At 43.7% G+C, this 12,474-nt stretch carries 13 protein-coding genes; 11 read left to right on the plus strand and 2 right to left on the minus strand.

The features are described from left to right. Positions 1 to 11: 11 nt before the first annotated feature. The 10 genes from sufD (at position 12) to VK080_RS08200 (ending at position 9,927) form a co-directional block, all read left to right on the plus strand. Entirely contained in the window at positions 12 to 1,322 is a 1,311-nt protein-coding gene (gene sufD, locus VK080_RS08155; RefSeq protein ID WP_324224274.1) for a Fe-S cluster assembly protein SufD, read from the plus strand. Continuing rightward, a complete protein-coding gene (locus VK080_RS08160; RefSeq protein ID WP_324224275.1) occupies positions 1,322 to 2,542 on the plus strand; it encodes a cysteine desulfurase in 1,221 nt (406 codons plus the stop codon). The genes sufD and VK080_RS08160 overlap by 1 nt, the downstream gene beginning before the upstream one ends. Then, complete coding sequence (gene sufU, locus VK080_RS08165; protein ID WP_324224276.1) at positions 2,532 to 2,966, plus strand: Fe-S cluster assembly sulfur transfer protein SufU; 435 nt, start codon at positions 2,532 to 2,534, stop codon at positions 2,964 to 2,966. The genes VK080_RS08160 and sufU overlap by 11 nt, the downstream gene beginning before the upstream one ends. A gap of 37 nt (positions 2,967 to 3,003) precedes the next feature. Continuing rightward, positions 3,004 to 4,401 carry a Fe-S cluster assembly protein SufB gene (gene sufB / locus VK080_RS08170; protein WP_324224277.1) on the plus strand — a complete coding sequence of 466 codons (1,398 nt, stop codon included), beginning with the start codon at positions 3,004 to 3,006 and terminating at the stop codon, positions 4,399 to 4,401. Between the two features lie 300 nt (positions 4,402 to 4,701). Next, on the plus strand, positions 4,702 to 5,472 hold the full coding sequence (locus tag VK080_RS08175; protein ID WP_324224278.1) for a sulfite exporter TauE/SafE family protein: 771 nt from the start codon (positions 4,702 to 4,704) through the stop codon (positions 5,470 to 5,472). A gap of 11 nt (positions 5,473 to 5,483) precedes the next feature. Then, on the plus strand, positions 5,484 to 6,884 hold the full coding sequence (locus VK080_RS08180) for a bifunctional UDP-sugar hydrolase/5'-nucleotidase (RefSeq protein ID WP_324224279.1): 1,401 nt from the start codon (positions 5,484 to 5,486) through the stop codon (positions 6,882 to 6,884). A 66-nt stretch (positions 6,885 to 6,950) separates the two neighbouring features. Then, entirely contained in the window at positions 6,951 to 7,253 is a 303-nt protein-coding gene (locus VK080_RS08185) for a YunC family protein (protein WP_324224280.1), read from the plus strand. A gap of 53 nt (positions 7,254 to 7,306) precedes the next feature. Further along, on the plus strand, positions 7,307 to 8,101 hold the full coding sequence (gene yunB, locus VK080_RS08190) for a sporulation protein YunB (protein ID WP_324224281.1): 795 nt from the start codon (positions 7,307 to 7,309) through the stop codon (positions 8,099 to 8,101). A 178-nt stretch (positions 8,102 to 8,279) separates the two neighbouring features. Then, on the plus strand, positions 8,280 to 9,818 hold the full coding sequence (locus tag VK080_RS08195) for a sodium-dependent transporter (protein ID WP_324224282.1): 1,539 nt from the start codon (positions 8,280 to 8,282) through the stop codon (positions 9,816 to 9,818). A gap of 1 nt (position 9,819) precedes the next feature. After that, on the plus strand, positions 9,820 to 9,927 hold the full coding sequence (locus VK080_RS08200) for a methionine/alanine import family NSS transporter small subunit (RefSeq protein ID WP_324224283.1): 108 nt from the start codon (positions 9,820 to 9,822) through the stop codon (positions 9,925 to 9,927). 190 nt (positions 9,928 to 10,117) lie between these two features. On the opposite strand, the gene VK080_RS08205 is transcribed toward VK080_RS08200, so the two are convergent. After that, the gene (locus tag VK080_RS08205; protein ID WP_414672231.1) at positions 10,118 to 11,074 is read right to left on the minus strand and encodes a M23 family metallopeptidase; all 957 of its coding nucleotides are present in this window, start codon (positions 11,072 to 11,074) and stop codon (positions 10,118 to 10,120) included. A 63-nt stretch (positions 11,075 to 11,137) separates the two neighbouring features. Further along, positions 11,138 to 11,713: a YhcN/YlaJ family sporulation lipoprotein gene (locus tag VK080_RS08210; RefSeq protein WP_324224284.1), complete on the minus strand. Its 576-nt coding sequence runs from the start codon at positions 11,711 to 11,713 to the stop codon at positions 11,138 to 11,140. 484 nt (positions 11,714 to 12,197) lie between these two features. On the opposite strand from VK080_RS08210, the gene VK080_RS08215 reads away from it, so the two are divergent. After that, positions 12,198 to 12,473, plus strand: coding sequence for a YutD family protein (locus VK080_RS08215; protein ID WP_324224285.1), 276 nt, complete (start codon positions 12,198 to 12,200; stop codon positions 12,471 to 12,473). Position 12,474: the final 1 nt, after the last annotated feature.

The following is a 12,474-nucleotide window of genomic DNA, read 5'->3' on the forward strand; positions in this document are numbered from 1 at the left end:
GGAGGGGTAATATGACTGTAGAAACAAAGCTGCCTTACGACCAAGATTATACAAGACAGTTTTCACAAGATAAAAACGAACCAGACTGGATGCAGGAGTTACGCCTTCAAGCTTTAGAGCAAGCTGATTCACTGGAAATGCCTAAGCCTGACAAGACGAACATCACCAAGTGGAATTTCAGCAAGTTCAAACATGATACAGCTAAAGGCGAAAAGATAGCATCACTGGATAAGTTGCCTGAAGATATACAGGATTTCCTTGATCAGGAGAACACACAGGATAACCTGTTAATACAACGTAACCATACGGTTGCCTATGCATCATTAAATAAAGAGCTTGAAGAAAAAGGCGTCATTTTCACCGACATTTTTACAGCACTCAGAGAACATGGTGATTTGGTGAAACGCTATTATATGAAAGATGCCGTATCGGTTGATGAACACAGGCTCACTGCACTGCATGCAGCATTGATGAATGGCGGCGTATTTGTTTATGTTCCAAAAAATGTCCAGCTGGAGGAGCCGCTGCAGGTCATTTTCTGGCAGGAAGATCCTGAAGTTGCCATGTTCAACCATGTATTGGTTGTTGCGGACGATAACAGTTCATTGACATATGTGGAGAATTATTTTTCCCAAAACCATGAGGAAGAAACAGTAGCGAATATTGTAACAGAAGTAATTGCCAACAATAATGCGCAAATTTCGTTTGGCGGGGTTGATAACTTTGCGGAAGGAACAACGACTTATATCAACCGCCGTGGTGTGACCTACCGTGATGCAAGAATTGAGTGGGCACTGGGACAAATGAATGATGGCAATACGGTCTCTGAAAATGTGACACATTTAGTTGGTGAAAATTCATGGTCCAATGCCAAAACGGTTTCGGTAGGACGAGGTAAGCAATCGCAAAACTTCACATCACAAATCGTTCACTTTGGCAAATTTACAGAAGGGCATATTCTGCAACATGGCGTCATGAAAGACAAAGCAAGGTCCATCTTTAATGGTATTGGAAAAATTGAACATGGTGCGTCAAAATCAAATGCCGAGCAGGAATCACGTGTCTTGATGTTAAGTGATAAAGCACGCGGTGATGCCAACCCGATCCTGCTGATTGATGAGGACGATGTTGAGGCAGGCCACGCAGCATCCGTCGGCCGTGTAGATCCGCTTCAGCTGTATTATTTGATGAGTCGGGGCATTACCCGTCATGAAGCTGAGCGCCTCATTATACACGGTTTCCTTGAGCCGGTAGTGGGTCAGCTGCCGATTGAATCGGTGAAAACACAGTTGAGGCAGGTTATTGAAAGGAAGGTATACTAATGGATGTGAAGGCCATACGGGAACAATTTCCGATTTTACATCAGGAAGTCAATGGCTCTCCGTTGGTATATCTGGATTCGTCCGCAACGTCTCAAAAACCGCTTCCTGTAATCGAAGCCGTTGATGCCTATTACAGGGAGGATAATTCCAATGTACACCGTGGTGTTCATACCTTGGGGACACGGGCAACCGAGAAGTATGAAGGTGCCCGGGAAAAGGTCCGGAAATTCATAAATGCGAAGAGTACGGCGGAAGTAATTTTCACACGTGGTACGACAACTTCGATCAATATGATTGCCTATAGTTATGCACGTGCCAACCTAAGAGAAGGGGACGAAATCGTCATTACACCGATGGAACATCACAGCAACTTAATTCCTTGGCAGCAGGCGGCCAAAGCGACCGGGGCATCGTTGAAATATGTATCACTTAAGAGCGATGGTACGGTTTCATTGGATGATATCCGTGAAACGATAACCGACAATACGAAGATAGTCGCCATCACACATGTTTCGAATGTGCTCGGTACAATTAACCCTGTCAAAGAAATAACCAAAATCGCTCACCAGCACGATGCGGTTACGGTCGTGGACGGCGCCCAGGGTGCACCACATATGAGCGTTGATGTTCAAGATTTGGATTGTGATTTCTATGTCTTTTCCGGCCACAAAATGTGCGCACCGACCGGTATTGGTGTTCTGTATGGCAAGCAAAAACTGCTGGAAGATATGGAACCGGTGGAATTTGGCGGTGAGATGATTGATTTTGTCAACCTTTATGATTCCACATGGAAAGAACTCCCTTGGAAGTTTGAAGGCGGGACACCCATCATCGCAGGTGCTGTCGGATTGGGAGCAGCCATAGATTTTCTGAATGAAGTTGGAATGGATAACATTACGGCACATGAACAAAAATTAGCCGACTATACAATGGAAAAATTACGTACAATAGACGGTATAAGCATTTATGGCCCGGAAAAGCGCGCAGCACTTGTTACGTTTAACCTTGATGATGTCCATCCACATGATGCTGCGACGGCACTTGATGCGGAAGGAATTGCTGTCCGCGCCGGCCACCATTGTGCACAGCCTTTAATGAAATGGCTGGACGTGACCGCAACCGCACGGGCAAGCTTCTATTTATATAATACAGAAGAAGATGTCGACCGCCTATTCGATGGAATTTTGAAAACGAAGGAGTATTTTGGGGATGTCTTTTAGCAACCTTGATACACTGTACAGGCAGGTGATCATGGATCATTATAAAAATCCGAGAAATAGGGGCTCTGTTGACGGAGACGCGCTTACCGTAGATATGAATAATCCAACATGCGGCGACCGGATCCAGCTTCAACTGCAGCTGGAAGATGGTATTGTTCAGGATGCCAAATTCAACGGAGAAGGCTGCTCCATCAGCATGTCATCCGCATCAATGATGACCCAGGCCATAAAAGGGAAAAAACTTGATGACGCATTAAAGATGTCGAAAGCTTTTTCTGACATGATGCTTGGTGAGGATGTGGATACGGAGGAAATGGATATGGGAGATGTTGAAGCGCTGCAGGGCGTTTCCCAGTTCCCGGCGCGAATCAAATGTGCAACCCTGGCTTGGAAGGCAATGGAAAAAGGTGTTAAAGAAGAGTAAGCAGCCAATGGTATAACACTTTTAAGGAGGTATATTCATGGCAAAGCAAATGCCAGAATTGGAAGAGTACAAATATGGCTTTCATGATAAAGACGTTTCGGTATTTCGTTCCGGAAAAGGGTTGACACGTGAGGTCGTTGAAGAAATTTCACGCATGAAAGAGGAACCTCAATGGATGCTCGATTTTCGCCTGAAAGCATTGGATACATTCTATAAAAAACCAATGCCGCAATGGGGGGGCGACCTGTCTGAGCTTGATTTTGACGAAATCGTCTACTATGTCAAACCGTCCGAACGTCAAGGTAGAACATGGGATGAAGTACCTGAAGAAATCAAACGGACATTCGATAAATTGGGTATTCCGGAAGCCGAGCAAAAATACTTGGCCGGCGTATCCGCACAGTATGAATCCGAAGTTGTTTATCATAACCTGAAAGAAGACCTGGAAGAATTGGGCATCATCTTCAAAGACACAGACACTGCACTACAGGAAAACGAAGAATTATTCAAAAAATACTTCGGTAAGGTTATTCCGCCTTCGGATAACAAATTTGCTGCATTGAACTCAGCCGTATGGTCCGGCGGTTCGTTCATCTATGTTCCAAAAGGTGTCGAAGCTAAAACACCGCTGCAGGCATATTTTCGGATCAATTCTGAGAACATGGGACAATTTGAACGTACGCTGATTATCGCCGATGAAGGATCATCTGTCCATTATGTGGAAGGCTGTACAGCACCGGTTTACACAACCAACTCCCTGCACAGTGCGGTTGTTGAAATCTTTGTTCACAAAGATGCTTACTGCCGTTACACAACGATCCAAAACTGGGCCAATAATGTGTATAACCTGGTTACCAAGCGTGCCACTGCTGGTGAAAATGCTACGATGGAATGGATTGACGGCAACATCGGTTCCAAATTGACGATGAAGTATCCTTCAGTTCTGCTTAGAGGCCCTGGGGCACGCGGCAACACATTATCGATTGCAATTGCCGGTAAAGGCCAGCATCAGGATGCAGGTGCCAAAATGCATCACCTGGCACCGAACACGTCATCCACAATCGTGTCCAAATCAATTTCCAAGCAAGGCGGTAAAGTAACGTATCGTGGAATAGTTGATTTCGGACGCAAAGCAACAGGTGCCCGTTCGAACATTGAATGTGATACGTTAATCATGGATAATGAATCAACGTCAGACACTATTCCATATAACGAAATCAACAATGACAATATTTCATTGGAACACGAAGCCAAAGTTTCCAAAGTGTCGGAAGAACAGCTCTTCTATCTGATGAGCAGGGGACTTGGCGAAGAAGAAGCCACCGAAATGATTGTCATGGGCTTCATTGAGCCATTCACCAAAGAACTTCCAATGGAATACGCCGTTGAAATGAACCGCCTGATCAAAATGGAAATGGAAGGTTCAATCGGTTAATTGGAGAAATATAATTCAGAGAGCTCGCTTCGGCGGGCTCTTTTCATGTTCCCTCTTTTATAATAATAATCGTTTGAAGTCGTGAAAAAGGGGCATCTAAACATGAAAAAATTTATCGATTTCATGCCCCCATTTCCAATTTCATTTCGATTGTAATGATAGAAAGAGGTTATATGGGTTATGGGGATGGGGTCTGTCCCTCTATGATAGGGGACAGATCCCTGTCCCAATAGCAAAAAATATTCATTCAGCCTGATTCGTGCTAGTATAGATATAGTGGATATGATGGAAGGGATTTTATTGTTTTATGTTATTTGTTTCATCATTGGACTAGCCGCTGCATTTGCCGGGAGTCTTGTTGGTATGGGCGGAGGTGTCATACTGATTCCGAGTTTGCTGTTAATCAGTCATTATTCGGATGCATTCAACTGGGCAACCCCTCAGGCGATTGTTGGTATATCACTGGTTACGATGGTGTTCACAGCTTTCTCATCGACGGTTTCCTATTATAAAAATAAGCAAATTCATGTTAAAATCGGTTTGTTATTTTTAACCGGCAGCATTCCGGGCGGTATATTGGGGTCATGGCTGAATCAGTTTGTCAATGCCGATCATTTCTCACTTTATTTCGGTATCCTGATGATTGTGTTATCTTTTCTGTTTTTGTTTAAACGGGAAAAACAGACAGATGATCAATCATCACAAAAAACCCCCGTATTGTCCGTATTTATCATTTCATTGATTATCGGTGCCATATCTGGTTTATTTGGTATTGGCGGCGGTGCCATGATTGTGCCGGCAATGATCTTCCTTTTCGGGTTATCGATACATACAGCCGCGGCCACCTCAATGTTTGTGATTTTATTTATCAGTATCATGAGTGCAGGTACGCATATTGCTTTAGGCCATGTCGTCTGGGAATATGTTGTCTTTTTTATTCTAGGTGCTTGGCTTGGTGGGACGTTTGGTGCTAAAGTTAATCAGCTGAGTAATAGCAAAATATTGGAATGGGTATTGCGATTAATGCTGATTATCGTTGGGATCAGACTGATTAGCGAGGGATTGATGTAAGGAGCATGTCAATGCAGGAGAAGCTTTATTTTTATTATACAAACGATTTACACAGCAATTTTGACAATTGGCCGCAAGTCGCGGGTTTTTTAAAAGAAGTCCGGGAAAAAAGAGCGGCTGATAGTCAGGAAAATTGGCTAATGGATATTGGTGATCATGTTGACCGGGTCCATCCAATTGCTGAAGCTTTTATGGGCAAAGCGAATGTGCAATTAATGAATGACGTCGGCTATGATTTCGCCACGATCGGTAATAATGAAGGCATTACGATGGCGCATGATGATCTTCACCATTTATATGATGATGCGGATTTTCAGGTGGTGTGTGCCAATTTGCACAGTTTGACAAATACCGAACCCGAATGGCTGCAGTCGACCGTACATATTCAATCGGCCAGCGGGATCAAAATTGGCATTATCGGGCTGACCGCTCCATTTAATGCATTTTATGAACTGCTTGACTGGCATATTTCTGCGCCATTTCAAACATTGGGAAACCATATAAGCAGCCTGAAGGATACAGCAGATATCATTGTTTTAATGTCACATCTGGGGCTCAGTGAAGACCAGGAAATTGCACGCCGATTTACCGATATTGATGTTATCATCGGAGGCCATACACACCATTTGCTGCGGACAGGTGAAAAGGTCAACCAAACACTTATAACAGCAGCCGGGAAACATTGCAGTTTTGCCGGTGAAGTGGTGCTGACGTGGGATCATCATGAAAAACGTCTTGTCGATAAGACAGCGACAGTTTATGATATGACAGAACGTCCCCGTGATCTCGCAACAGAGCAATCACTGAACGAATTAACGGAAAAAGCCGACAAATTGCTTGAACAGACGGTCATTCAATTAAAAAACCCGATCGAAGTTAAATGGTTCCAGCACACCGATATTATGCAGGAACTGACGGAGACGCTTAAAGAATGGACCAAAGCGGATGTCGCTATGCTGAACGCCGGTATACTGCTGGATCAGATTCCGGGAGGGCAAGTCACGTATAAAGACATTCACCGTATCTGCCCCCACCCGATCAATCCTTGTATGGTGGAGCTGAATGGTACTGAGTTGACAGAAGTTATCCGCGCATCTCTGACCAGGGATTTTACAGAATTAAAGTTAAAAGGGTTCGGTTTTCGGGGGGAAATCCTCGGTAAAATGATGTATGCCGGCTTGGAAGTCCATGCTGTTTCGCGGGAAGATGGAAGTAAATACATTAAAACCATATATTTTGATGGTACACCGCTGGATCCCGAAAAATCCTATAAAGTGGCGACAGCCGACACATTTACATTTGGCCGCCTGCTTCCGGAAATTGCCAGATCAGAGGAAAAGCATTATTTTCTGCCGGAATTTTTACGTGACTTACTGGCTCACACATTGCGTCATAAATTTGCCGGTCATTAGATGTGTGTCATGACGCCCTGTTGATGCATAATATATTGTGTATCTGGTAAGGAGGGCTTGATGATCATGATGACTGTCAATCCGCTGGAAGTCGAAGGAATACATTTTACAGCTGTAACAGTGGAGCTTCCCAAAACAAATTTATTGGTTATCTCCAATGACGTCGGCTATATTATGTGCGGCGCGCTGGATGTCGATCTGTTAAATGAAGCTCTTGCAGACAGAAAAGTGATTGCCGGACGCGCCAGAGGTGTCAGAACAATTGATCAGCTGCTTCATGCGCCGCTGGAAAAGGTGACGGATGCATCAAAGGCATATGGCTGGAAACCAGGCATGACCGGAAAAGATGCATTGCTGAAAATAGCGTGAAATTATTCTAACCCCCTTTAAACAAGCATATGTTGTTTTTAAGGGGGTTTTATATGTTGAGGAAGCGTATGGTATTCCGCAGAAGAAAAATATCCAAAACACCGCCTCCATTGTCCAAAATGATCGTATTAACAGCAATTATTTTTGCTTTAATGATTTTTCTCAGTTTGGCGATTATAGATAAAGGCATTAAACCGACTTTAATGGATATTGCCGAAAGAAGAACAGATGAATTTGCAACACGTGGTATCAATACAGCGGTCAGGTTTGCCGAAAATTACAACTATGATGACTTGCTGAATATTACATACGATAACGAGGGTAATGTTGCCACGTACAATTGGAATTCTGCTGTCGTCAGTGAAATAAATCGTGTTGCAACTGATCGGGTGGAAGAGTATTTCCGCTATATGAACACAGGGGAACCGCCCGATTATGAAAACTCCTTGTTCGAACCGGAAGAATTTGAAGACACAACCGAAAATCTTCCGATGAAAGATCCGACAGTCGTGGAAATTCCGCTAGGCCAGGCCACCGGGAATACCATTTTGGCTAATCTCGGGCCAAGGATACCGGTTAATCTGGAATTCGTCGGAAATGTACGCACCAATATTGTACGTGAGGATGAACCGCTTGGACTGAATGGGGCATGGGTGTCGTTATATGTTCAGGTCGAGGCCGACGTACAAATTGTTATTCCATTTATGACCGATGTCACGACAGTTTCAACAGAAATCTATATAGATGGCGGTGCCCTTATGGGCGATGTGCCGGATTTTTATGGAGGAGGGGATGGTCCTTCAATCGCCGTGCCAAAAGAAGATATTACGGAAGAGGAAGAAGAATGACACGTCCATGATTTTCAAAATATCATTTAATAAGTCTTAAATAAAAAAATATAAATAAACTTTGACATAGTAACAAAGTACCGTTATAATATGGACATAAATATCAGAAAAATAAAAATATCCTTGCTTCATTAAATATTCACTGAAGTTTTAAGGAATCATAAGGGGGAGTTTTGACATGGAAACCCGTTCTCAATGGGGGACAAGAGCAGGTTTTATTTTAGCTGCAGCAGGTTCTGCTATCGGGCTTGGTAACATTTGGCGCTTCCCGGCAACCGCGTTTGAAAATGGCGGGGGAGCATTCATGGTTCCGTATCTGATTGCGCTGCTGACAGCAGGTATCCCGATTTTGATCATGGAATTCACCATGGGCCACAGGTATCGAGGCTCAGCACCGTTGACATACAAACGGATGAACAAGAAATCAGAATGGATCGGATGGTGGGGCGTACTGGTTGCCTTTGTCATTTCGACCTATTATTCCGTGATCATTGCCTGGGCAATCATGTATTCGATTTTTTCCTTTAATCTGAATTGGGGTTCGGATACAGAAGGGTTCCTGTTCGGCAGCTATTTGGAAACAGCCGCACCTGGTGAATTCGGCGGTTTTGTTCCCGGCGTTCTTATACCATTGATTATTGTTTGGCTGCTTGTTTTAGGTATTCTGTACAGAGGTGTCAAAAAAGGGATCGAAATGGCGAACCGCATCTTTATCCCGTTATTGGTACTCGTATTTCTCGTTATCGTTATCCGTGCCATTACACTGCCTGGTGCAGTTGAAGGATTGAATGCATTTTTCACGCCGGATTTCTCCGCGCTGGCAGATGGTCAGGTATGGGTTGCGGCGTATGGACAAATATTCTTTAGCTTGTCGATTGCTTTTGCTATCATGATTACGTATTCAAGCTATTTGCCGAAAAAATCGGATATAACGAATAACGCGTTTATCGTTGGCTTTGGTAACTCCAGTTTTGAACTGCTATGCGGTATCGGGGTATTCTCGGTATTAGGCTTTATGGCCGTTCAACAAGGTGTCGGCGTGAATGAAGTTGTTGCTGGAGGCGTTGGACTGGCATTTGTCGTATTTCCGCAAATCATCAACGAACTGCCGGCGCTCAATGAATTGTTTGGATTTCTATTCTTCATATCACTCGTGTTAGCAGGGTTGTCATCGCTCATTTCGATTATCGAGACATATGTAGCAGGTCTGTCCGATAAATTCAACATTTCCCGCCAAAAAGCTGTTATTTTTGGTGGCGGATTCGCAGCATTGGTTTCACTGGTGTTTGCAACCCGCGGCGGATTGAACTTTCTGGATGCCGCTGACTACTTTATTAACCAATTCGGGGTCGCGTTTGTCGGCTTGGTTGAGGTTGTCCTGATTGCCTGGGTACTGCGCAAGCTTGGCGAATTGAAGGAGCATGCGAATGAGATTTCCGATATCAGACTCGGCGGCTGGTGGACCTTCAGCCTTGGTGTTATCACACCGATTGTGCTGGGGTATACGATGTATGATTTATTCAGAACCAACCTGATGAGATTGTTTGAAACGGAAACCGGAAACTATGCAAATTACCCTGATGCATTCATCTTGTATGGCGGCTGGTTTGTTGCTGGCGGTGCATTAGTGGTCGGTATCATTATGGCACTGTTTAAATGGCGAAATGCCAGTGCCGCGAGTGAAAACGAGACACAGAATACCGGGGAGGCGAAGTAATATGACTGGAGGAGCTATTACGTTTATGATCATCTCCATGTTGATTATATGGGGAGGATTGGCGGCAAGTATTATGAACGCTGTCAAAAAAGGTGCAGATAGGAAATAGATTCATTCAATATGAAATACGAACCGTTATTCTATTCGGATGGTGCAGCTTAACTTATAAGAGCCTTTGCCTATATGGCAGAGGCTCTTTGCTAATTTGTGGTTGGGCCACACTGATGGAATGGAAAGGTAAATATTGAAACGCGCTGACACTTCGGTTTAAATTACTGATACACCGCGCAGCAATGACCTTATTCAGACATTCGCTCCCACCTTTGCAAAAATGGGTACGGATCAAACGACGATTCACTGTAACCGTTGTCCTGATACAAGCCATAATGCAGATGCGGCGGGAATTTGCCTGATGTGCCGGGCGGACCGTAGCCGGTAGATCCGACATTGCCGAGGATATCACCTGGCTTAACCACCTGGCCGACTTTAATTTCATCATTGTAACCGCTCATGTGTGCGTAATAATGATAAACATTATTGATATCCCGTATGCCCAGCCGCCATCCGCCGTATAAGTTCCAGCCTTTCATTTCAATAACACCGTATGTTGTGGATTTTACAGGTGTGCCGTAGTCTGCAAATATATCTGACCCTTCATGTATCCTCACCCCTCCAAATCCGCGGCGATCACCCCAATTATTGTTATAGGTGTAATTGTAATCTGTATCAACCGGGAAATCCCGGTCTGTTAAATCAAGCCGGTTGAACCTTTTGAAAACTTTAGCCGTATTCATGATGGTTTGGACGGTTAAATCACGTCTATAGAAATTCCAAAGCGCAATTTTCACCTCGTCCCGCGAAGGACCGTATTCCAGCAGGATGGATGCCATTGTGTATAAAACGTCTTCAGGGTTTTCAGGATTGGCTTTTTTGTCACCGTTTCCGTCCTTGCCTTTCCCCTGGAAAAATTGAATGATGTTTTCGTCTTTGACCATGGAACTATTACCAAGACCATACCAAATTTCATCCGGTATTGATATCGATACAAGCTGATCGTCTTTATTTGCCTCGGAGCTATTCCGTTCATACTGGTCAATTGCAGCAATATAATACCATGGGATTTGTGTTAATGTCTCCGTTTTTTTGTATAAAACCATCCGTTTTTCGTGCAGATCCTGTCCCTCTGCCTGCACAGGATACGTAAAGACGATGACCATGAAGCATGATGTTAACAGGAAGGTTATTATTTTCGGCATTAAGCACACCTCCTTCATTAACGAGCAGGACTAACGAAACGTGGCCGTTAGTCCTCTGGTTGGCTATTTTTCCATTCCCTGTGGTGATTTCTTCATTTCTTCGATAATCTGATTTATCGTGTTGTCGTAGTCATTATCCTGAACACTGGAATTGTGTAAGCTTTGAATATCCTGCATCAAGGTTTCGTTATCCGATACATAGACATCAAAATAACCCGGCAAAATGGAAACTGCCGTTTTGTTGGCGACATCTGCCGCTTTATCGGCATCCAATTCATCTGCCTTATCGTATGCAATCAGCGCTTTGTCATCCGTCACAAGTGTCGCTGCTTCTGAAAAACCATCATTGCGCAAAATGATCCGTGTAATCATATTGGCAAGGCTGGTCCGATCAATGTTGATGTTATGCTGATTTTCAGTTTGATTATCAATCTGTTCTTTTGTATAACGCACATATCCAAGCTTGCTGTCACCGGATGGGTTGGATGGTGTCGATTCCTGCTCCGGATCGAGTTCTTCAACAATCTGATCACGCTCTTCAGCTTGCTGGCGCTCCTCATCTGCTGCATTGTCTGTACCATTACAGCCTGCCAGTGTGATGACTGTCATAAACAATGGGAAAAGTAATTGTCTGTACATGAGTGGCCTCCTTTTGCCCAAAAATTCTTTCCGTCTTAGTTTGCTGTATCAGGCGAAATTCATACAGAAGTTGTTCAAAAACTCCGGTAAAAATGACACGTCGAATAGAGGACTTTATGCTAAAATCGTCCACGTCTTGTGCCAGGCGCAGAAGTCACCACAACACACGCAAGCCCTCTCCTTAGAAAAAAGAATACGAATACTTGCGTGAGATGTTGTTTCATGGAAACATTCCTGGTGCTCAAAGCAGTGCACCGTCTTGAATTTTGACGAACAGGACGTGCTAGTGTCGGCGTTAGCACAGGGTGTTGCAAACTTAGCTAATTTATATGAAGACTATGATTTTAGTCCTGGTTTTCGTTTATTGTGGTGTCTGAGAAAACATGTGGATTTTAAACACATACATAGAGCAGTTTTTGTTAAAATGTTGGTTGAATGCCGCCAGGTTATGATAAACTGAGGATACGTAAGTGGGGGGATGTTTGTGATTGAGTTACAAGGAAAGACATATGAGATCATCGAAAATGAAAAGAACGGATTTCATGAAGAAAGTGTAAAAGAACGTTTTTCCGATATTTTGTCAAAATATGATTTTATTGTTGGTGACTGGGGATATGATCAGTTAAGACTCAAAGGTTTTTATGATGATCAGAATCCAAGAGCCGATTTTGACACAAAAATAAGCACGCTGGATGATTATCTTTACGAGTATTGCAACTTCGGCTGTGCCTATTTCATCATGAAAAAAGTGGACAAGTAAG

The organism is Lentibacillus sp. (assembly GCF_035301925.1).
GTDB lineage: Bacteria > Bacillota > Bacilli > Bacillales > Amphibacillaceae > Lentibacillus.